This is a genomic window from Streptomyces sp. NPDC006691, assembly GCF_042869955.1.
Taxonomy (GTDB): Bacteria; Actinomycetota; Actinomycetes; order Streptomycetales; family Streptomycetaceae; genus Streptomyces.
This window is the reverse complement of sequence record NZ_JBIAGW010000004.1, coordinates 459,815-479,952: the sequence shown is the minus strand read 5'-3', so window position 1 is coordinate 479,952 and position 20,138 is coordinate 459,815. Positions and strand designations below refer to the sequence as shown.

The following is a 20,138-nucleotide window of genomic DNA, read 5'->3' as shown; positions in this document are numbered from 1 at the left end:
GGGCGAGGCGTGGCCCGCCCGCCAGGACGGCTGTTTCTGTCCGACCTATTTCTGCCCGATCCGCTGTCGGCCCGTTCGCCGGGAGGCGGCCACGATCGGGAAGGCATACTCCCTCATCCGCCGCTCGTAGGCACCTACGGCGTCCACGAGCGGCATGTGGGAGTCCGCGGCCTCGGCCAGGGTCCGTGTCAGCTCGGCGGCGTCGCGGATCGCGGTGTTCGCGCCCATGGCCAGCACCGGGCTCATGGCGTGGATCGCGTCCCCCAGCAGGGTGACGGAACCCGCTTGCCACGGTGGTACGGGGCGAGCCGTGGATATGCGCAGCGGGAACAGCGAGCTGAGGTCCCACCGGGCCAGGAGGCGGTGCACATCGGGGTGCCAGTCGTCGCCCACCAGACGTCCGGCCAGCTCGCGCAGGGCCGGGCCGCCGAGACCGCGCAGTTCGGGGAACGGGGGCATGTCCGGGTGGTCGGCCGGCGCTCCCACCATGCAGGCGATGTAGTCGCCGACGGGGACGAGAGGGACGGACGGTGTGTGTGCCGGGCCGGCCTCGCCGGGAGGGCGGTCGAACCGTACGGGCCCGAACCCGATGTGCGGACTTCCCGGCCCTCCGGTCACCACCGTGAAAATGCTGTCGAACACCCACGGGGGCGGTACGTCCGCGCTCCCGACGGCTTCGGCAGCCCGGCCCGCCTCCCCGGCGCGCGCGGCCCGCGGGTCCAGCGGGATCCGTCCGTAGATCAGGCGCAGCCCGGCGTCCTCGACCCCGGCATGAGGGAGCAGCAGGGCACGCACCGCAGATCCCACTCCGTCCGCGCCGACCAGAAGGTCGGCACTCGCGCCGCTGCCGTCGGCGAACCGCGCGTCGACCGTCCCGTCCTGCCGCCTCTCCCAGCTCAGCAGTTCCGCGCCGTAGTGCACGGTGGTCTCCAGCCCGAAGAGCAGGATCTGGCGCAGAGTCGGGCGGTTGAAGGCGTACGAGCGGTGGGGACGGGCCGTGCTGCCGGATGGGTCCGAGCCGGCGGCGGTGGGCCGGTCGCCGAGCACGCCGAGGTGGCGGTCCCGGACGGAAACCCGGGCGGGCGGCGAGGCCGCGGTCGCCAGGCCCAGCCGGAAGAGGTGCTCCGGCAGGCAGCTCTCCAGACCCGCGAGACCGGGTTCGTCGAGTTGCACGCGGTAGCCCTGCGGTCGGTGGTCCGGGTGCGGGTCGCGCTCGTACACGGCGACGTCGAAGCCGCGGGCGCGCAGCCCATGGGCGAGGGTGAGGCCGCCGAGGCCGGCGCCGATGATGATGACACGGTGCTGGTGCACAGTCTTCTGCCTTCGTTGTGGTCACGAAGGAAGCACTGGGTTCCGGTAAGGGAACTGACACCGTGAGGCGCCGCTCAGAAACACCATTCAGGAGCGATTTTTCGCGCGTTCCATTGAATCTGGACACACGGTAGCAGTGACCCGCACTGTGCCTACCCGCCCTGACGGGATTCGCCGTCCTGACGGGATTCGCGCATGCGTGCCTGGTCGGCTTGCAGTGCGGCGAGGAGCCTGGTCCGCAGGAGATGTACGGCTGGGGAGTGCGGGCCTCGACGGGTGACGATCCCGAGCCGGGCGTGGGTGGCGGCATCGGTGAGCGGGACGGTCCGCAGGCCGGTGCCCTGTGTTGAGGACGGGCTGAGGACGACGACGCCGGCGCCTCGCTCGGCCAGGCGGAGCAGGGTCGCCGGGGAACTGGCGTCGATGTCCACGCGGGCGTCGAGGCCGATCCGGTGGCAGGAGTCCTCGTAGGCGGCGCGGATGCCGGTACCCGGGGACAGGCAGAGGATCTTCTCGCCTGCGAGGTCGGCGAGACGCAGCCCCGTCCGGTCGAGGGGGTGCTCGGGCGGAACGAGGGCGGCGATCGGCTCGTCGAGGACGATGCCCACCTCAAGGCCGGGGGCGATGTCGCCCGCGTAGGCGACCAGGGCCAGGTCGAGGGCGCTGGAGAGGACGTGGGTCTGGAGCTCGCTGGAATGGCCCTCGTGCAGGCTCAGTTCGATGCCGGGGTGGCTGCGGCCGAGGTCGGCGACCGTGTCGAGGAAGGGCGGGATCGCACAGCCCATGATCATGCCGAGCCGCACCCGGCCGCGGACCGCGTCGCCGAACTCGGCGGCGGTGTGGTGGATCGCTTCGACGGCGGCGAGCACGTTCTTCGCAAGAGGGAGCACGGCTTCGCCGACCGGGGTGAGGCGGATGCGACGGCTTGAGCGGTCGAGCAGTTGCTGGCCCAACTCCGCTTCCAGCTTGGCCACTTGAGTGCTGATGCCGGACTGACTGGTGTGCAGCCGCCGGGCGGCGGCGGTGAAGGTGCCCTCGTCCATGATCGCGGCGAAGTAGCGCAGCTGATGCATCTCCATATCCAGCAATGATAGGCGCCATCTCGACCATCTGTTGGACGGATGAAGCAGAGAGCCGGAGGATGGAGGCATGACGACGACGAAGACCGCGCGCGAGCTTGCCGAGACCTACTTCACCGCCTGGGAGACGGGCGACTTCGAGAGCCTGCGGGGGTTGCTGGCCGAGGACGTCGACTTCGTCGGGACGCTCGGAAAGGCGTCGGGCGTGGAGGAGGCGCTGGCCGGACTGAGGGGGCTCGGTCAGGTGCTGGAGAAGATCGACGTGAAGGTGCGGGTGGCGGAAGGTGAGGAAGCAATCACCTGGTTCGACCTGCATACGAGCGTTGCGCCGCCCACCCCGACGGCGAACTGGATGCATGTGCGGGACGGGAAGATCGCCCGGATCCGGGTGACCTTCGACCCTCGCGCACTGCTGGCGGGGTTCGAGAGCAAGGGCTGAACGAGAGGGCCCGGATGCCGCGTTGGCCACGACGTGCCGGGCGAGCCGGCCGGTGACAGTACGTGAGAGGTGCCGGTGCGCCGCGCCCACGTCCGCGCCCGCGCCCGCGCCCGTGCCCGCGCCTGAAGGTGCCTCAACGTCGTTCCCCCACAAGGCCTTTGAGGCACCACGCCGTCACCGAAAGCCACTGGTCATGCGGCATGCGTGAGCGCCGCATCCCGAAGGTCAAATTTTGCCCACGAAAATTTGAGCGAATCACAACCTGGTCACTAAGGTCATCTCTCAAACCTTCGCGCGACCAGTCACCCCGCCGGGGTGTCGGCGAAGAAGCCGCCATGGCAGGGGTAGTTCGGCGGCTCTGAGGAAGAAGGAGCTGCCTCCCATGGGGTCCCATCGCCGTCCCAGGCAAGCCGGCCGTGCCCGTGTCACCGTCCTCACGGCGACTGCCGCAGCAGCCGTCGCGCTCAGCGCGCAGGGCGCCGAGGCCGCGCCCGCCAAACCGAGCAAGGACGAGGTGAAGTCGAAGGTCGACGCGCTGTACCACCAGGCGGAGAAGGCCACCGACGAGTACAACGGGGCCAACGAGAAGCAGGCCGCCCTCCAGAAGGAAGTGACATCCCTGCAAGAGGAGGCGGCCCGACGGCAGGCCGACCTCAACGCCCTGCGCACCGGCATCGGTTCACTCGCCAGCGCCCAGTACCGCTCGGGCGGCATCGACCCGGCCGTCGCCCTGTTCCTCTCCGCCCACCCGGACACCTATCTCGACAAGGCGTCCGCGATGGACCAGTTGGGCGGCAGACAGGCAGAAGCACTGCACACCCTCCAGTCGAAGCAGCGGGCGCTGGCGCAGAAGCGGGCCGAGGCCACCCGAAAGGTTGCTGAACTGGCCGACGTCCGCAAGACGGTCGGTGAGCGGAAGAAGGCGTACCAGGGCAAGCTCGCCGAGGCCCAGAAGCTCCTCAACAGCCTCACCGCCGCCGAGCGCACCGCGCTCCAGCAGGAGGAGGAGCAGCGCGCCGGCCGCAGTGCCGGCGAGCGCGTCAACCTGGGCCAGGAGAAGCCTGCTTCCGGACGTGGCTACGCCGCGATGCAGGCGGCCGCCACCCAGATAGGCAAGCCGTACCAGTCCGGCCACGAGGGCCCGGACTCCTACGACTGCTCGGGCCTGACCCAGTGGGGCTTCCGCCAGGTGAACGTCCACATATCGCGCGTCACGTTCACCCAGATCAATGAGGGCACCTCGGTCAGCTTCAACCAACTGGCCCCCGGAGACCTGGTCTTCTTCAACAACCTTCAGCACGTCGGGTTCTACGCGGGCAACGGCATGGTGCTCCACGCACCCAAGCCGGGTGCGTCGGTCCGCTACGAGAAGATGAGCTATCTGGGGAGCTTCTACGGAGCTCGACGCATCTGACCCCGCGTGCCCCTTTCCCCTCCCTTCCTCGGACCGCCCTCAGGCGACCGGGGAAGGTACCCCTCCCCGCCTAGGACAGCGGTGCCTCCGGTGTCCGCGGCCCGGCGGGCGGTATCGGGGCCGGGCCGCTCCACTCCTGGGCGATCCAGGCGTCCACACGCGACCACTGGTCGGTCAGCCAGGACTCGCGGGCCTGTCGTCCGGTCGGTATGGCGTGGTCCGGCACCCGCCACCACGTGGCGCGTACTGGCGTGCGCAGGGGAATCGACGGCAACAGTCGGGACAGTGAGTCGATCTGGTCGAGCCCGGTGTGCGCGACGAAGACGACTTCCGCGCCGGCGTCGGCCGCCCCGGACAGCGCCGCGAGCGAGCCCTCCATTCTGGGCGGCAGCACGTGGTGCTGGCGTCGGGCGCGAGCCGCACGCCTGGCCTGGCCGGTGCGGTTGAGCCAGCCGATGGCCCGCCTTCTGCGGCGCTCGGTGAAGTTGCCGCCCTCGGGGAACACCACCAGCGCCTCCCCCGGGTGCAGGGCGGCCGCCAACGCGCCGATGGCGTCCGCGGTTTCGGATCCGGCCTCGGCCCGGTGCGGAACGAAGCAGTGCGGCAGGCGGCTGAGCACGATGTCCAGGCACGGGTCCCAGCGCAGGAACTGCTTGAGCACGACCTGGGGGCGCAGTCCCGCCCCGCAGAGGAGCCCGTGCACCAACAGGATCGAGTCCCCGGGGCCCGCGTGGCGGGCGAAAACCACTATGCCGTCGCGCGGCCGGTCCGTGCGTGACGGGATCCGCGGGTCGACCTCCACTCGTAGCGAGAAGATCCGCCCCGAGCACCTGACCAGGAAGTCGAGCAGCCGAGCCAACACGCGGTAGTTGAGCGTCAGCAGACGCTCCTCGCCGGCTCGGCCGCCACCCAGGCAGCGCAGCCGAACGACACCTGCCGCGAGCACCCCGGCAAGGTCGGCGCAGAGGTACACGAGGACGTAGAGGGCCAGCCGTTGCGGCTGCCACCGCCGTCCGGACCGTCCGGCGAGCAGCGACAGCGGAGCGAGGACCACCGTCACGAGGAGCAGGGCAGCAGCGACGGGGATCAGGGCGACGAGCAGCGGCACGGTGACGCACCGTCTGGCCACGTCACGCGCTCCGACCGCACGGCTCATGGCGTTTCGTCCGTACGGGCGCGGTCGGTGAGGGCTTCGTCCATACGGGCTTCGTCGGTCCGGGCATCGTCGGTCCGGGCATCGTCCGTGCGGGCCGCGTCCGTCCGCGCCCCGTCCGTGCGGGCCGCGTCCGTACGAGGCTTGCCCGCTGCTTCCAGATAGGCGGCCGTCGCCTCGTACGCCATCTCCATCCGCCGCCCGGAGAGGCCGAAGTCGCGGTGCCGGAGCTTCCGGCCCGCGATGTCCTCCCCCTTGCCGGAAGCCGCTCCCGTGGGCAGCAGATGTACCTCGACGCCCTCGGGCAGGTCGGTCATGTCGCGGGTGAAACGGTGGCGGCGGGCGATCTCGAAGGCCACGGCGGCCACCTCCCAGGGCGCCCGGGGAACTCGCAAGGGCCGCTCGACCCGGCCGACCTGGAGCACGTACACGGTGCGTGCTCCGGCGGCGACCGCGCGGCCCACGGGGATGCTGTTGATCAGGCCGCCGTCGAAGAAGTGCTCGCCGTCGACTTCGAGCGGCGGCAGCAATCCGGGGACCGCACAGGAAGCCATCACCGCAGGGATCAGGGGCCCTTGGGTGAACCAGCGCTCGGCGGCGCTCTCGATGCCCGCCGCGACGCACTGGAAGGGCACCGCGAGGTCCTCGATACGCCTCGCCGGCAGCCAGGTCTCCAGGAGTTCGCGCAGTGGGGCGGAGGAGTAGACGTGGGTCCGGTTGCGGGCGGCGAGCCGGAGGCGCTGGAGGACCGACCCGGAGAACACCCCTGAACGGCCCAGGCTCCCCCACAGTTCGCCCAGCTCTGCCACGGCCCGCGCTGTCGGTTCGGCCGCGATCGCCGCTCCGTTGATCGCGCCCACGGACGTCCCGACCACCAGATCCGGGCGGATACCGGCCTCGATCAGCGCCTTGAGCATCCCGACCTCGTAGGCGCCGAGCGCCCCGCCTCCGCCCAGGACGAAGGCACAGCGGTAATCCGCGCCCGGCCCATCGTGTCGCCGTGTCACGGCATCGTCGCCCATACTCGGCACCTGCCCCGTCCCGGCCGCCCCATCCGCGCCCCGGTCGAGCCCATCGCGGCGCGCTCCGCCACCCGGCCCGCGGGCGGCGGGCGGACCCCCCTCGTGCCCGCGGCGCTCCGGGGTACGACGACGGGGACCGCCCGCCGGCATCAGGACCGGCGCTCGCCCGGGATGCGCTCCAGGAGACCGCGCAGGTCGTCCGCGTGCTCCTCCTCCTGCGCCAGCAGCTCCTCGAAGACCCGACGGGTGGTCACGTCCCCATTGCCGAGCCACTGAACGATCTCGGTGTACGACGCCACGGCGACGCGCTCGGCGACCAGGTCCTCCTTGATCATCTCGATCAGGTCGGTGCTGGCGTCGTACTCGGCGTGGGAACGCGAGGTGAGGGTGTCCGGGTTGAAGTCGGGTTCCCCGCCCAGCTGCACGATGCGCTCCGCGAGCTTGTCCGCGTGCTGCTGCTCCTCCTGCGCGTGCTCAAGGAACTCCGCGGCGACCGGCTCGGAGTACAGCCCGGACGCCGTGTAGTAGTGCCGCTTGTAACGAAGCGTGCAGACGATCTCCGTGGCGAGCGCCTCGTTGAGCACGAGCAGCACGCGTTCGAGGTCGGCGCCGTAGGCATCGGTCACCGGTCCCTGGTCGATCTGCTGACGCGCCCGGTCCCGGATCGTCTTGATGTCGGTCAGGAATTCGGCCATGGATACATCGCTCCCAGGTCTGCGGTCTCAGGTCTGCGGTCTCAGGCCGCCGAAGCGCGATTGCTCCCGCGAACCACTGCCCTGACACCCCTACCCACTTATCCCGATTCCTCTACCGGTCCGGTCGCCGCGCCAGCATGGATCGCCCTGCCCTCACATCGCCCTGATGACATGGGACCCCGCCCTCACACCGCCCTGACGACATGGGACAGGGAAATGTCGATGGTGCTCACGTCACCGAGAAGGTCCACGGTCAGCCGCACACGCCCCCTATCCGGATCGACGGCTCGGACGGATCCCGTGAAGTCTGTGAACGGCCCGCCCGTCACCCTCACCTGATCCCCTGTCCTGACATTCGCCTCGTGCGACACGGCCTCCCCTTTCGCTGCGGTGCCAGTGAGCGTGCCACACGGATACGGCCCCCACAGATACAGCCCTACTGGATGCCGGCTCAGGATCACGTTCCCCCTGCTCGAACGCGGCGTGAAGGTATCCGTCGGGTGCTTGTACGGCAGGCGCACGGACGGTACACAGATCATGACACCGAGTGCTGCCCGAGGAGTCGATCATGGGTGTGACGAGCAAGTACCGGAACGCCTGGGAAGGCTTCTGGCGCGAAGCGCCGGACACGACGGGCGCGGTGCTCTGGGACGCGGAACCGGCCCTCACCTCCGCCCGCCATCTGGCCCACTTCGCGGCCCGGATCGAACACCCCGAACTGCCGCTGGTGGACCTCGGCTGCGGCAACGGCACCCAGACCCGGTACCTCGCGGGCCACTATCCCGACGTCATCGGGGTCGATCTCTCGCACACCGCGGTCGAGCGCGCCCGTAGCCAGGACCCGGACGGCACCGTCCGGTTCGAGCAGTTGGATGCCACCGACCCTCGCCCCGTCCACGATCTCCACGCCCGGCTCGGCGACTCCAATGTGTATGTGCGCGGCGTCCTGCACCAGTGCGACCCGGCCGACCGCCAGCCGGTCGCCGACGCCGTGGCCAAGCTCCTCGGCGAACGGGGCCGGGCCTTCGTGGTGGAGCTCGCCGAAGGCGCGAAACGCGTGCTGACGGACCTCGCCCGGCATCCGCAGGGTCCGCCGGCCAAACTCCGACCGGTCTTCGCGCACGGCATCGCGCCGGGCGAGGTCTCCGACACGGGCCTGGTGGAGCTGCTCACGAACGCCGGTCTCGACGTACTGGCCGAGGGCACGCTCCCCCTCATCACCACGGAGCACACGGCAGAAGGACTGCGCATCGAAGTGCCGTCGAGGTGGTTCGTTCTCGCCCCGGCCGGCGCGAGAACGCCCGGACCTGCCTCGTCCGCCTGAGCGTACGGGAGGGTACGGCACACACGGCGGGCACCGGGCGAAGACCAATGCCCGCGTGACCGATGCCCGCGCGAAGGATGTGGCGTCAAGCATGCCCCCGCCGAGCCGCCACAACAGGAGTCAACAGCCCGGCGCTCAGGACTACTTCACGAACTTCCAGGTGATTCCGTTGATCACACCGACGTCCAGTGGCGCGAACGTGCGGAACGCCGTCTGGCTGAGATCGATGTGGGTCGCCTCGCAGGACAGACACTTGTCCCGGACCGGAATCTTGATCGTTTTGCCCTGATAGGTCACCTGGACCGAAATACCCTTGCACAGCGGGTCGTTGTTCGGGTTCGCGGAAGTCCACCAGGCGGGCGACACGGCGACCAGGTCCTGGCTCGACGCGTCGATGAGCGTGCCGCAGGCGCCGTAACCCTTGTCGTTGTAGTACGTGGCCTTTCCCGACATCGTCTTGCCCATGGGTATGTCGGCGTGCGCCGTTCCGGTGCCGAACGCGAGACCGATGACCGCGGCGGCCACGACTCCACTCCATCTCGTAAGCCTCATGGGGCGATGCCTCGTTCCCATTGCGGCACTCTCCGTTCTGAGAGCGCTCTCATGCGGCGGGAGCATGGTCGGCAAGGACACGGCCCTGCAAGGACCCGATACGGCCGATGGCGCCAACTCACCGCACTTCAGGCAGCGTTGACGCCCGCGCAGATCGCGGTTGACGTGGTACGCGACCTCGCCGTCCGGACGGATCCGGAATCGGCCCCCGCGATCGGAAAGAGGCGCGATGCGCCCACGCCTTGTCCGCGCACACGGGACAGGCGAAGCCGCATCCTCCGGCCCGGCCCGATCGGCTCGGCCCCGGCAGCGAGCCGGGCAGCAGGGGCAACTGCCGCCACGGCTGAATCCGTCGCACGAGGGACGCGGTTCCAGCGGCGCGCGGCAGGGAGGTCTAGGGTGGAATCAAGCGCCCCAGCCCCCGGCCGCCCCGTCCTTCGGCCGCAGGTGGTGCAGATCATGAACCCCGTCCTCCCGAGCACGACGGCCTCTCGTCGGCGCAATCGGTCCGGCTCCTCCGCCTGTGATCGAGGTCCGCTGACGGCGCCCGAGCTCGCCGCGCTGTACGACGACCACGCTCACCCCCTGTACATGCTCGCCCACCTGCTGTGTCAGGACGTCTGCGCAGCGGACGCCGGGTTCGTCGTCGCGATGAGCAACCTGGGCACCCTCCCCGGCGCCACGGCCAGTGACCCGCGCGCGCAGCGTCGCCGTCTGGCCGCCGGGCTGTGGCAGGCGGTGTGCGGTCCGCCCGCAGACGGGCCTCGCCACCCCACCCGCGCACACCCCGAGCGCCGAGGATCCAGCACGCACGAGCCGGCGGATACCTCCGTTCAGCCGGCGCCGGCACAACCCGCACCGGCGTGTACGACCCAGGAAGCCATGCTGGGCTTGACGCTTCTCGGCGGACACACCTATGAAGAAGCCGCCCACCTCATCGGCCTGTCACCCGATGTCGCGGCCCGGCAGCTTCGCGCCGCCCTCGTGGCCGAGCGACGGCAGACCGGCTCTCCGCCGGCCGGCCACGCACCAGGGGCCGAGCTTCCGTCGGGAGCGGGAGACCGGGACACGGGCCGAGAAGGGCATCGGGACAGAGCCCGAGCAGAGGGTCGTCGACCAGAACCGTGGCGATAGTCCTGCTGGGCGGCCAGACTTGAGCCATGGAATACGTGGGCCGGGCTCCTGCCGCGCCACTCGATCGGTTCATCGACGACATCTACTGCCTGACCGGCAGGCCGAGCCACCGATTGATGAGGGTCCCGCCGATGCCGTCGGCACACCTGTTCCTTCATCTGGGCGGGCCGGTCCGCCTGTGGGACTCCGAGCGTTCGGTGGCACCGGAGGTACTCACCGACGGGTGGTTCATGGGCGTGTGGACCAGGCGCTTCTACTTCGAGTACCCGAACTGGGTGCGACTCGTCGGGGTGCACTTCAAACCGTGGGGGATGGCGCCGTTCACGAGCGTGTCGGCTGCCGACCTCCGCAACCGCTGGGTACCCGTCGACGCCGCCTGGCAACGGGCGGTGAACCGGATCCGCGACCGGGCCGGGGACGTCGCTCCGGCCGCCGCGACCTTGCGGATGGTGGAGGAAGAGCTGCGGTCGCTGCTCGCCGACACCCCACCGCGCGGGCTCGACCTGGTCCAGCACGCGGGCGCCGTGCTGGAGGCGTCGCACGGCGCGGTCCCGGTCGGGCTCCTGGCCGAGCGGGCCGGGGTCAGCGGCAACCACCTGGCCGGCATGTTCAAGGCCCACACGGGTGTCACCCCGAAACGCATGGCGAGGATCTACCGGTTCGCCCGGCTGATCGTGTCCGTGGACGCGCTGCACCCCGTCGACTGGTCGGAACTCGCCCAGACGGCCGGCTACTTCGACCACGCGCACTTCAGCAGGGAGTTCAAGGAATTCACCGGATACACGCCGACGGACTATCTGGCGCTGCGGCGCAGGTTCCCCGTCGAGCCCCAGGGCCCACAGGACCTCGGTCCGATGCCCGGCGATTGATTTCTTACATGCCGCGGCAGCCGTCGCACGCAAGGATTGCGGTGCAGCCGCGAGGAGACGACGAGGAGGCCCCAGTGGGCACGGTGATTCTGCAGAGTGTGGTGTCGGTGGACGGTTTCATCGCCGACGACAAGGGCGATGTGGGCCCCCTGCACGAGTGGTATTTCAGCGGAGACGTCCCCATCGTCGTCGGCAGGGACCAGGAGTTCGACCACTCCGGAACGGGAAGCACCTTCAAGGTCTCTCGCGCTTCGTCGGACTACGTGCGCTCGACGTGGGAGTCCATCGGCACGATCGTGATGGGCCGGAACCTGTTCGACCAGGTGAACGGTTGGGAGGGCAGGCCTCCCTCGGGCGAGCATGTCGTCGTGGTGTCGCACCGGCCCAAGCCGGAAGGCTGGCACCCGCAGGCGTCCTACCACTTCGTCGACGGCGTGACGGCCGCGATCGAGAAGGCGCAGGAACTCGCCGGGGACCGAATCGTCGCCGTCAACGCCGGCGACGCCGGCGCCCAGATCCTCGCGGCGGGTCTGGTGGACGAGGTGGCGATGGACGTGGTCCCGGTGGTGTTCGGGTCGGGTCTGCGCTTCTTCGGCGGCATCGCCGAGCAGTATCTGCTGGAAGACCCCCACGTGGTCATCCAGGGCGAAAGGGTGCTGCACCTGCGCTTCAAAGTACGACGCTAGCCGGTGCGCCCGGGGTTCGTTTCCCGGGCACGATGCGGCCTACCGCGCCGAGCCGGAGCGCGGTGGCCGGTAGGAACGGGCCAGGTGGTGCTGGAGGCGGGCGTGGCGGAACTGGTAGACCGCGCCGGCCTGGCGCAGTACGCCCCGCTGGTAGGCGTCTTCGAGGAAGGCGACGACGGACCAGGGAAGCCTGCCGGTCATCGGCAGCCAGATCCGGGAGAAGACCGTCCACTGGCCCCAGGAGGTCAGGCTGAACACGTAGCCGAAGGCGCCGCCGAGCCCGCTGATGATGCCGAGTTTGAGCGCGGCCGTGAGGTTCCACACGACCGGGCCGAGGAGCACCGCGGCGGCACGGATCACCACCAGGGAACCGAGCCCGACGAGGAGGCCGAACGTGGGCGCCCAGACGAGGAGTTGGGTGGCGACCGTGCGACCGTTGGCCCGCAGCAGACCGCGTGGATTGACGGCGGACCGGATGTCGAGCGGCGCTTCGAAGAGGGAGAGCAGACCGAGGGTGGGGCCGGCCGCGAGGGCGAATATCAGGCCGTAGATGGTGCCGTCGCCGAGGCTGCCGGCCAGGACGTCGGCGAGGCGGGCGTGGAACAGGACGCCGTTGACCGCCCCGCGTACGAAGCCGTACCCGAAGCCGAACACCAAGCCGCAGAGCACGCCGGTCAGTAGCCGGCGGACAGGACGCCTTCCCGCTCCGCGCTCTCTGCCGCGCAGCCTCATGCGGACGACGGACGGCTCCACGGCGGTGTCCTTGGCCGCGACCATGAGCCAGTACGCGAGCCCGAACAGGAGACCGCCCAGCAGGCCCGCCACCGGCCCGTCCATGAGCTGATAGGCGAGCGGGTCGAAGGGGATGCCGGCCAGGCCGTCGACGAGGGTGATGGCCAGGCAGATCACCAGGGCGGTCGCCAAGGTGCGGGTGCCACGGCTCAGTCCGTGGCCAAGTCGCCACCATTCCAGGTCGGGCGTGTCCAGCCGGTTCAAGTGGTGGGCCAGGTAGCCGAGCCAGTACCGGGCGCGGTCCGGGTCCCAGGTGCGCAGCGGCCCGCTGCTGAGGCGATGCTCGGGGCGCGGTCGGTAGGCGGCCGCGGTGAAGTTGTCGAGGAGGTGGTCCTCCAGCTCCTCAGGGGTGCCGAAGCGGCTGGTGTCGAGGAGCGTCGCCGGGTCGCTGCCGGGGGTGTCGCTGTAGACGGCGCGGGCGAGGGTGACCATCAGCGGAGTGGTCAGCACCGCGGCAAGGTTGGCGCCGGGTGGCTCGTGCGGCCGCTCGCGCAGTTCGGTCAGGACGGGTTCCCACGCGGTCGCCGACGGGTCCTGGCCGCGGGCCTTACGCGTGGTACGGGGCAGGTAGGCTGCCAGGTCGTCCAGGGTGAGATCGGACAGTTCGACCGCGGCGGCAGAGGTGAGGACATCGGTTTCGGCGACCGCGGCGGCGTACTCGGCCGGACGGCTTGTCAGGAGCAGCGGCAGCGTGGTGGCGTTGAGGGCTTCCAGCGCGGGCCGGCGCAGGCCGTCGGCCATCTCGTCGAAACCGTCGAGCACAGGGAGGATCCGGCCGGTCTCGACGAGCGCGCCGGCCAGGTTCGTACCGCCGGGTCCGGGGGCGGCGAGGCCGGGGTGATCGCGGGTCAGTTGTGCGGCGAGCCAGTCCCGGAACGCGACGGCGGTCGGGTCCCACGAGCCGATGCTGAAGATCACCGGTACGGGGTCGGCGAGGCCCCTGGCCCTGAGCTGGTCCAGGACGAACCGCACGGCGAGGATCGTCTTGCCGGAGCCCGAGCGGCCGAGGACCACCAGCCGTCCGGACGGGATCCGCCGGTACACCTCCACGACCGCGTCCACTTGGCCGCTCAGATCCAGGGGGCGGTGCCCGCTGCCCGGGGGCAGGCGTCGGATGTTGGCCCAGTGGTCGGTCAGTTCCTCGGCTACGGGCCGCCAGCGCACCGGCAGCGGATAGGGATCGTGGACCTGCCGCTGTTCCTCCTCGCGCTGCCAGCGGGCGGCCACCGTCTGGGCGACCTGGTCGCAGACGTCGGTGAGGGTCCGGTGCGACGGCGATCCCGGCGGGCCGCCCGCGGCCGGCCCGGACGGACCGTACGCAAGGGGCAGGCCGGACGGAGGAGAGGGAAGCGACGGTAGGGACGTTTCGGACGGACCGGTTGATTCCGCCGATCCGTCGCCGTCCGCGGTCCGGCGGACGGCAGCCGCCAGCAGCCGCTCGCGTCCCTCGGAGCTCAGGTCCAGCGCGTCCGCCAGGAGCCGCACGGTGGTCATCCGCGGGTCTGCGCGCTCGCCGGTCTCCAGACCGCGGATGGTGCGGACGCCCACTCCGGCGCGCTCCGCCAGCGCCTCCTGTGTCAGGTTCGCCTCAAGCCGAAGCCTCTTCAACAGCGCGCTGAACTCATGGTTCACGGGTCTCGGCCCTCCCCCGGCACGTCGATTTCCCCAGGTGAGGGACTCTAGCGTGGCCACCGGCCGCATACGGCCGGTCGGTCGGCCTGTCCGATTCTCCGCCCTACGACCAACGTCGTCGGCAACGCCCGCCCCCTCATGCCAGGAGCGCACGCATGCCGACGACCATGGCCCTCGGCCGCCCAGCCGCCCCCCAGCTCACCCGCCTGGAGCGCGAGTTACTCCGCGCGGTCGGCTGTGGTCTGGCCGACCAGGAGATCGCCCGTGCCCTCGCCCTCCCGGAGAGCGGGGTCGATGTCCAACTGCGCGGGATCCTCACCAAGCTCGGCCTGCGCGACCGGGCCGCCGCCATCGTCCACGCCTTCGACAGCGGGCTGGTCGTTCCCGGCCTCGGCCCCCGGGTGCCGGCCCTTCCCGTGCGGCGGGTGGCCCTCCGCGAACGGCCGGTGCGCATCTCCCTGCTCGGCCCGCTGCGGGCATGGCGCGGCGGACAGCCGGTGGACCTGGGACACCTCCGCCAACAGGCCGTGCTGGCGCGGCTGGCGCTGTGCCGGGACCGCACGGTCAGCAAGGATGAACTCCTGGACGGAATCTGGGGGATGGAGCCCCCGCTGACCAAGGTCGTGCCGGTCTACATCTACCGGCTGCGCAAGGTCCTCCAGGCGGAAGACGGTACGGAGTCGGTGATCAGGCACGACCGGTGCGGCTACCGGCTGGTTCCGGGCGCGGTCGAGGTGGACGTAACACGCCTGGAAGAACTGGCCGCTGCGGCGGGTGCGGCCGAGCGGTCCGGCGAACTGGCCGAGGCGGTAAGGGTCTGCGCTCAGGCGCTGGACCTGTTCCGCGGCGAGCCGCTGGCCGGACTGCCGGGGCCCTTCGCGGAGTTGGAGCGGCTGCGGCTCGCCGAGCACCGGACCGGTCTGACGCTGCGCAAGCTGGATCTGCAACTCAGGCTGGGCCGTCACTCGGAGGCGGTCGGCGAGTTGTCGGCGCTGGCCGCGGCCCGGCCACTGGACGAGCCCGTCGGCGCGATGCTGATGCGTGCGCTCTGCCTCAGCGGGCGGCAGGCCGACGCGTTGAGCGTGTTCGAGCGCACCCGGCGCCGGCTCGCCGACGAGCTCGGGGTGGCACCGAGCCGCCTCCTGCGGCGGACGCACCGGACGATCATGCTCGGCGGCGACGGCTGCCTCCCCCCGGCCGCACCATGACCGGACCGACACCGCGTACCCGCGACGAAGAGCTGCTCCTGGCACGGATCTCCGCGGCGGCCGGCCGCGCACGCCTCGGCAGACGCCTGGCCACCCATACCGCGACCGCGTACCGCCCCCGTACTTGGTTCGGCCACCGCCTGGCGATCCGCCGGCTGTCGGCCCGAGCCCGGTACGGCCCCTCCCCTACGACGAGACCAAGCCCGAGCGCCCGAATCGACCTGTACGCACAGGGGATGACCGTGGTGGTGAAGGGCCGCGTCCACGTCGTGCGCTACGACACCACCTCGGTCTTCCGGCACAACGCCGGGCACCGCCGCTCTTCGTTCGCCTGGGCCGCCGTCATCCACACGCTCACCGATGTCGAGGGCAAGCGTCTGGTGCTGTACGGCGGCCCCGAAGCCGGAGGTGACACGCTGGGCTGGGAGCGCGTGGCCGAACGGGCCGTCACCTGTGCCCGGCTGCCCGGCGCCCTGGCCGCGCTCCACCACGGCGAGCGTCTCTGGTTCGGTGACGTCTGGCTGACCACGGAGCGGGTCGGATACAAGGAGGCGGGCGCGGCGTGGCCATGGTCACAGGTGCAACGGATGGACGTGGCCGGGGGGTTCCTCACGCTCACGGCCGACGGGCGACAGCACAGACTCGGCCCGACGCTGTCCAGGATCCCGAACGTCTTCGTGTTCCGGGCGCTCGCTGAACACTGCCGCGGCGGTGGCACCCCCTGACCGCCGCGGGGCGGGTCCGCCCGCATCGAGGTTTCATCGCCATTTCAACACCCCCCGCCACAGTGGGGCGGGGCGCCGAACAGCCGGTCGTACACCCACAGCGCGCCTGGCGCGTATCCAGTGATGCCCATCCTCTCCCCGTCGACTGAACAGGTCTCCCCATGAACGATCTCTTGCACAAGCTCGTCTCCGCCGCCATCACCGGCGCACTGATCGCCCTGGTCGGATACATCAGTGTGACCGTGCGCAGGCGCAGGGTCGCCCGCGAGGAGGCCGCGGCGCCTGCTCCCGTAGCGGATCCGACACAGGTGCTGCTCCGGCAGGCCCAGCAACTCGACCTCAGCCGCGACGACTTGGCCGCTCAGGGACGGGCGCCGGAAGCACTGGCCCGAGCCGGGGAGGCCGCCGACGCCTGGCGCAGGCTCACCGAGGCCCGGCCGGGACGGTTCCGGGCGGAACGCAGGGCAGCCCTCGGGCGACTGAGCGAACTCCTGGACGCCGGAGGCCAGGGCCAGCAGGCGGCCAGGGTCCGCCAAGAGGCCGCCGGCCTCTCCTGACCGAGCAGAGGAGACCGCCCATGCCCGCCGCGATCTGGACCGGCCGGAACGCCACTGCCGAGCACGCCGCCGTCGGCATCGCGACCGCGTTGGAGGACGAACTCGCCCTGCCGACAACGCCGTTGAGCACGATTCTGCCGGCCGAAGGCACCGGCACACCGGCCGGCAGCCTTCTCCCGCCGCGCGCACGACTCAGCGGAATGCCCGCGCCGACCCACTGTTTCCTCTATGTCGACGCCCAGTCCCCCAGGCCCTTCGAACTGCGCGCTTCCGTTCTGGCCGGCCGCTCGGGAATCCGCCGGAGCCTGGGTCTGGGCCACCTCTTCTACGCGGTGCCGCTGACCCCACCGGTTCTCTCTCCTCTCGGACTGAGCGTTCCCGGCGGCGCCGCTGCGGCCCGCTTCGAGGGAGACCCCGCGGCCGCGGACCGCCTCAACGGGGACACCCGGCTCCTCGCTGCGGCCCGCGCGCTGACACCGGGCACGGCCGGCCCCGACCGGAACCACACCTGGCAGGCGGCGAGCCGGCTGACGATCGAGCCGCTCCCCCAGGGTTCGGTCCTACTCCTCCAGACCCTGCACCGCCCCACCGCCCGCGCCTGGTCCCTCCGCTCCCGCGAGGTACTGGACTTCGCCGCCCGCGTGGAGTCGTCCCTCGGATAGCACCCGGCGATCACCGAGTCCTCGACCCCACGAGCACCGCCCCTCCGGCCGGCCGAGGACAACCGGTTACAGTGCGCGCAACGGCAGCCCGGTCGACAGCGGACCTGGTTGATGGAGGAGGGGAAGCGTGACGGACACCAGCAATACGCGATCCGCGGACAGCGCGGCGGACGAGCCCGGGCCCAGCCGACTGCGCCGTGTGATGCGCCTGCTCCCCCTGATCGCCCCCATCCTCCTCTGGACCGTGCCCTGCTGGCTGCTGCTGTACGCCGGTCAGCACTGGCCTCTGCCCGTCACTCTGGCCGGAACCGCCCTGTTCGTCCTCGGCCTGGTCGGCATGCCGCTCGCGATGATGCGCGGTCACGGCCGTCGGCAGCAGGACGGGGCGGCGATCGTCGGGGACACCTTGCTGGGCGCCGGCTGGGTCCTGTTCACCTGGTCGGTCCTGCTCGGCATCCTGCTGCGGCTCGCCCTGACCTTGGCCGGCGTCGGCGACGGCCAGGACCGCGCCCGGATCGTCACCTGGGCGGTCCTCGGCACAGCCGCCGTGCTGCTCGCCTGGGGATACGCCGAGGCCCGCCGTGTCCCCCGGGTACGCAGCCTGGAAGTACAACTTCCGCGCCTGGGGGCCGGGTTGGACGGCACGCGGGTCGCCCTCATCACCGACACCCACTACGGCCCACTCGACCGTGCCCGGTGGTCGGCGCGGGTCTGCGAGACGGTCAACACGCTGGAGGCCGACCTGGTCTGCCACACCGGGGACATCGCGGACGGTACGGCCGAGCGCCGCCGCGCCCAGGCCGCGCCGCTCGCCACCGTGCGGGCGACGCGGGCCCGGGTCTACGTCACCGGCAACCACGAGTACTACGGCGAGGCCCAGGGCTGGGTCGACCTGATGGACGAGCTGGGCTGGGAGCCGCTGCGCAACCGTCATCTGCTGCTCGAACGCGGCGGCGACACCCTCGTGGTCGCGGGGGTGGACGACGTCACCGCCGAGTCCTCCGGTCTCGCCGGCCACCGCGCCCACCTCGCCGGGGCCCTGCACGGCGCCGACCCCGATCACCCCGTCCTGCTCCTGGCCCATCAGCCCAAGTTCGTCGACCGGGCGGCAGCCGGCGGGGTGGACCTCCAGCTCTCGGGCCACACTCACGGCGGCCAGATCTGGCCCTTCCACCATCTGGTCCGCATCGACCAGCCCGCTCTGGCCGGCCTCAGCCGCCACGGTGCCCGCACCCTCCTCTACACCAGCCGCGGCACCGGCTTCTGGGGCCCGCCGTTCCGTGTCTTCGCCCCCAGTGAGATCACCCTGCTCGTACTCCGCTCCCCGCGAGCGGCCTCCTCGTCGTAGCACTGGTGCCCACGCGGTCCTCCCATGGCCCGACCACATTCCCCCGGCATCCAGGCGGAGGCGGGCCAAGCACGGCTCGGGCCCTCAGCTCGGCCGGCCGGGATCCACGGGGACGGGGTCGAGGGCGGCGGTGAGGTGGCGGCGGAAGGCACGGCCGAATCTCCGGTCGACCTGACGGTTCAGGATGGCCGCCAGCAGGAGGGAGAAGGTGAGGCCGACCGCGACCGAGGGGAGCAGCCCCAGTCCCGGCACGGTTTTGAGGACGCCCCGGGTGACGGGTATGCCGATGCTTTGGTGCACCAGGTAGAACGGGTAGGTCAGGGCACCGGCGTAGACGAGGCTCCTCCATTGGAGGTGGCGCAGCGGGCCGCAGGCGAGGGCGAGCAGCACGAGGAAGCCGGTGAGGACGGTCGCGCTCAGCCCCCAGCCGGAAGTGGAGTGGGTGGCCACGCGGTCCTCAAGGACGGTCAGGGTGTAGCACCAGGCGAAGCCGAGCAGCAACCACAGGAGCAGGTTGTGGCCGAAGCGGTGCATCAGGTAGAGGGCGATCCCGGCCACGAACAGCCCGGCGTACTGGCTCAGCAGCAACTCGTCCACGACCGCGGAGTGCAGTTCACGTCCGACGGACGCCAGCACCAGCCAGAGGAGCCCGAAGGCCACGACGCGCCGGTAGGTCAGACCGATCAGCAGGAGCGCGCCCATGAGCAGGTAGAAGCGGGCCTCCACCCACAGCGTCCAGGCGACCCCCGCGGTGAAGTCCACGCCCAGCGGCCGCGGAATCATCGTGAGGTTGCCGAGCGTGGTGCGCAGATCCGTGGGTGCGCCCGACCGCTGTCCGACGAGCACGGTGACGGTACCCATCACGACGATGATCAGCACGACGGCCCAGTACAACGGGAAGAGGCGGGCGATGCGTGACACGGCGAACTGCGCGGGTGTGCGGCCCCAGCAGCTCATGCAGATGACGAAGCCGCTGATGAGGAAGAACGCCTCGACACCGAGCCAGCCGTAGCCACTGACCGCATGCAGCAGGGGGGCGGCCTGGGGGAGGTCGTAGGTCTCGCCCCAGAAGCGGGGAGTGGGGGTGCCCAGGTAGTGGTAGCTCGCCACGCCTGCCGCGGCGAGCAGCCGCAGTCCGTCGACAGCGGCCAGCCGCCCTGCCCCGCTCGGCGCCCGGGACCTGCGCGGCCTCGCTGCCCGGCGCAGGCGGTTCACACCGGGGGCAGCCCCGCCCCGTTCGGAAGCGGGCACGGACGCGGTCGCGGAAGCGGGCATCGGAACTCCTGTGGTGGGGCAGCCGGACGAGCTCCGGCCGCTGATGGGGAGGGAGGAGGGCATGCCGCTTCCGGCCGCCGGGAGAGGGCGGCCGACGGAAAGGCATGAGGGGGTGCCGGGGAGGGGAGGCCGGCGGCTGACTGTGCCGTGCTTCGAACGCAGCCGGCGCACCGCCGAGCCGCCGAGCGGGCGCCGCCGGGCCTCGGCCGACCGGGCTGTCGGGCGGGCCGGACTGCGAGCCGGTCGGCCCGGCACCAACTG

At 71.1% G+C, this 20,138-nt stretch carries 19 protein-coding genes; 10 read left to right on the top strand and 9 right to left on the bottom strand.

The features are described from left to right. Window positions 1–45: 45 nt before the first annotated feature. Window positions 46–1,311, bottom strand: a complete 1,266-nt coding sequence (locus ACFYNP_RS12340) for an FAD-dependent oxidoreductase (RefSeq protein WP_388785023.1) — start codon at window positions 1,309–1,311, stop codon at window positions 46–48. Between the two features lie 152 nt (window positions 1,312–1,463). After that, window positions 1,464–2,390 (bottom strand): LysR family transcriptional regulator, encoded by a 927-nt coding sequence (locus ACFYNP_RS12335; RefSeq protein ID WP_388785021.1) that lies wholly within the window; start codon window positions 2,388–2,390, stop codon window positions 1,464–1,466. 70 nt (window positions 2,391–2,460) lie between these two features. Here ACFYNP_RS12335 and ACFYNP_RS12330 point away from each other — a divergent pair, with 70 nt between their 5' ends. Both ACFYNP_RS12330 and ACFYNP_RS12325 read left to right on the top strand, forming a co-directional pair. Further along, window positions 2,461–2,829 carry a nuclear transport factor 2 family protein gene (locus ACFYNP_RS12330; RefSeq protein ID WP_388785019.1) on the top strand — a complete coding sequence of 123 codons (369 nt, stop codon included), beginning with the start codon at window positions 2,461–2,463 and terminating at the stop codon, window positions 2,827–2,829. Between the two features lie 382 nt (window positions 2,830–3,211). Further along, window positions 3,212–4,243 (top strand): NlpC/P60 family protein, encoded by a 1,032-nt coding sequence (locus ACFYNP_RS12325; RefSeq protein ID WP_388785017.1) that lies wholly within the window; start codon window positions 3,212–3,214, stop codon window positions 4,241–4,243. A gap of 70 nt (window positions 4,244–4,313) precedes the next feature. Here ACFYNP_RS12325 and ACFYNP_RS12320 read toward each other — a convergent pair whose 3' ends face one another. The 4 genes from ACFYNP_RS12320 to ACFYNP_RS12305 form a co-directional block, all read right to left on the bottom strand. Beyond that, window positions 4,314–5,372 (bottom strand): 1-acyl-sn-glycerol-3-phosphate acyltransferase, encoded by a 1,059-nt coding sequence (locus ACFYNP_RS12320; RefSeq protein WP_388785015.1) that lies wholly within the window; start codon window positions 5,370–5,372, stop codon window positions 4,314–4,316. Between the two features lie 23 nt (window positions 5,373–5,395). Next, window positions 5,396–6,418, bottom strand: a complete 1,023-nt coding sequence (locus ACFYNP_RS12315; RefSeq protein ID WP_388785013.1) for a patatin-like phospholipase family protein — start codon at window positions 6,416–6,418, stop codon at window positions 5,396–5,398. Between the two features lie 149 nt (window positions 6,419–6,567). Next, window positions 6,568–7,113: a bacterioferritin gene (locus ACFYNP_RS12310; RefSeq protein WP_100579221.1), complete on the bottom strand. Its 546-nt coding sequence runs from the start codon at window positions 7,111–7,113 to the stop codon at window positions 6,568–6,570. 185 nt (window positions 7,114–7,298) lie between these two features. Continuing rightward, entirely contained in the window at window positions 7,299–7,652 is a 354-nt protein-coding gene (locus ACFYNP_RS12305; RefSeq protein WP_388785011.1) for a KOW motif-containing protein, read from the bottom strand. A 29-nt stretch (window positions 7,653–7,681) separates the two neighbouring features. Here ACFYNP_RS12305 and ACFYNP_RS12300 point away from each other — a divergent pair, with 29 nt between their 5' ends. Next, a complete protein-coding gene (locus tag ACFYNP_RS12300) occupies window positions 7,682–8,437 on the top strand; it encodes a class I SAM-dependent methyltransferase (RefSeq protein ID WP_388785009.1) in 756 nt (251 codons plus the stop codon). Between the two features lie 141 nt (window positions 8,438–8,578). On the opposite strand, the gene ACFYNP_RS12295 is transcribed toward ACFYNP_RS12300, so the two are convergent. After that, entirely contained in the window at window positions 8,579–8,989 is a 411-nt protein-coding gene (locus tag ACFYNP_RS12295; protein ID WP_388785007.1) for a cysteine/serine endopeptidase inhibitor, read from the bottom strand. A 1,160-nt stretch (window positions 8,990–10,149) separates the two neighbouring features. Here ACFYNP_RS12295 and ACFYNP_RS12290 point away from each other — a divergent pair. Both ACFYNP_RS12290 and ACFYNP_RS12285 read left to right on the top strand, forming a co-directional pair. Next, a complete protein-coding gene (locus tag ACFYNP_RS12290) occupies window positions 10,150–10,992 on the top strand; it encodes a helix-turn-helix domain-containing protein (RefSeq protein WP_388785006.1) in 843 nt (280 codons plus the stop codon). A gap of 74 nt (window positions 10,993–11,066) precedes the next feature. After that, a complete protein-coding gene (locus tag ACFYNP_RS12285; RefSeq protein WP_388409942.1) occupies window positions 11,067–11,678 on the top strand; it encodes a dihydrofolate reductase family protein in 612 nt (203 codons plus the stop codon). A 39-nt stretch (window positions 11,679–11,717) separates the two neighbouring features. Here ACFYNP_RS12285 and ACFYNP_RS12280 read toward each other — a convergent pair whose 3' ends face one another. Beyond that, entirely contained in the window at window positions 11,718–14,102 is a 2,385-nt protein-coding gene (locus tag ACFYNP_RS12280) for a helix-turn-helix domain-containing protein (protein ID WP_388785004.1), read from the bottom strand. A gap of 155 nt (window positions 14,103–14,257) precedes the next feature. Here ACFYNP_RS12280 and ACFYNP_RS12275 point away from each other — a divergent pair, with 155 nt between their 5' ends. The 5 genes from ACFYNP_RS12275 (at window position 14,258) to ACFYNP_RS12255 (ending at window position 18,602) form a co-directional block, all read left to right on the top strand. Further along, window positions 14,258–15,310 (top strand): BTAD domain-containing putative transcriptional regulator, encoded by a 1,053-nt coding sequence (locus tag ACFYNP_RS12275; protein WP_388409946.1) that lies wholly within the window; start codon window positions 14,258–14,260, stop codon window positions 15,308–15,310. Continuing rightward, on the top strand, window positions 15,307–16,035 hold the full coding sequence (locus ACFYNP_RS12270) for a hypothetical protein (RefSeq protein ID WP_388785003.1): 729 nt from the start codon (window positions 15,307–15,309) through the stop codon (window positions 16,033–16,035). Before ACFYNP_RS12275 ends, ACFYNP_RS12270 begins: the two co-directional genes overlap by 4 nt. Before the next feature lie 161 nt (window positions 16,036–16,196). Then, window positions 16,197–16,592, top strand: coding sequence for a hypothetical protein (locus tag ACFYNP_RS12265; protein ID WP_388785001.1), 396 nt, complete (start codon window positions 16,197–16,199; stop codon window positions 16,590–16,592). 20 nt (window positions 16,593–16,612) lie between these two features. Further along, window positions 16,613–17,254: a hypothetical protein gene (locus ACFYNP_RS12260; RefSeq protein WP_388784999.1), complete on the top strand. Its 642-nt coding sequence runs from the start codon at window positions 16,613–16,615 to the stop codon at window positions 17,252–17,254. A 127-nt stretch (window positions 17,255–17,381) separates the two neighbouring features. After that, a complete protein-coding gene (locus ACFYNP_RS12255) occupies window positions 17,382–18,602 on the top strand; it encodes a metallophosphoesterase (RefSeq protein ID WP_388784998.1) in 1,221 nt (406 codons plus the stop codon). An 84-nt stretch (window positions 18,603–18,686) separates the two neighbouring features. Here the strand turns inward: ACFYNP_RS12255 and ACFYNP_RS12250 are convergent, their stop codons facing one another. Beyond that, the gene (locus ACFYNP_RS12250) at window positions 18,687–19,877 is read right to left on the bottom strand and encodes an acyltransferase family protein (protein ID WP_388784997.1); all 1,191 of its coding nucleotides are present in this window, start codon (window positions 19,875–19,877) and stop codon (window positions 18,687–18,689) included. Between the last annotated feature and the right edge of the window lie 261 nt (window positions 19,878–20,138).

Bases quoted from the DNA above. Each gene is read 5' to 3' on its own strand.
- ACFYNP_RS12300 (WP_388785009.1), top strand. From the start codon at position 7,682: ATGGGTGTGACGAGCAAGTACCGGAACGCCTGGGAAGGCTTCTGGCGC.
- ACFYNP_RS12260 (WP_388784999.1), top strand. From the start codon at position 16,613: ATGCCCGCCGCGATCTGGACCGGCCGGAACGCCACTGCCGAGCACGCC.
- ACFYNP_RS12265 (WP_388785001.1), top strand. From the start codon at position 16,197: ATGAACGATCTCTTGCACAAGCTCGTCTCCGCCGCCATCACCGGCGCA.
- ACFYNP_RS12305 (WP_388785011.1), bottom strand. From the start codon at position 7,652: ATGATCTGTGTACCGTCCGTGCGCCTGCCGTACAAGCACCCGACGGAT.
- ACFYNP_RS12335 (WP_388785021.1), bottom strand. From the start codon at position 2,390: ATGGAGATGCATCAGCTGCGCTACTTCGCCGCGATCATGGACGAGGGC.
- ACFYNP_RS12250 (WP_388784997.1), bottom strand. From the start codon at position 19,877: ATGCCCGCTTCCGCGACCGCGTCCGTGCCCGCTTCCGAACGGGGCGGG.
- ACFYNP_RS12330 (WP_388785019.1), top strand. From the start codon at position 2,461: ATGACGACGACGAAGACCGCGCGCGAGCTTGCCGAGACCTACTTCACC.
- ACFYNP_RS12295 (WP_388785007.1), bottom strand. From the start codon at position 8,989: ATGAGGCTTACGAGATGGAGTGGAGTCGTGGCCGCCGCGGTCATCGGT.
- ACFYNP_RS12315 (WP_388785013.1), bottom strand. From the start codon at position 6,418: ATGGGCGACGATGCCGTGACACGGCGACACGATGGGCCGGGCGCGGAT.
- ACFYNP_RS12325 (WP_388785017.1), top strand. From the start codon at position 3,212: ATGGGGTCCCATCGCCGTCCCAGGCAAGCCGGCCGTGCCCGTGTCACC.
- ACFYNP_RS12310 (WP_100579221.1), bottom strand. From the start codon at position 7,113: ATGGCCGAATTCCTGACCGACATCAAGACGATCCGGGACCGGGCGCGT.
- ACFYNP_RS12275 (WP_388409946.1), top strand. From the start codon at position 14,258: ATGCCGACGACCATGGCCCTCGGCCGCCCAGCCGCCCCCCAGCTCACC.
- ACFYNP_RS12270 (WP_388785003.1), top strand. From the start codon at position 15,307: ATGACCGGACCGACACCGCGTACCCGCGACGAAGAGCTGCTCCTGGCA.
- ACFYNP_RS12290 (WP_388785006.1), top strand. From the start codon at position 10,150: ATGGAATACGTGGGCCGGGCTCCTGCCGCGCCACTCGATCGGTTCATC.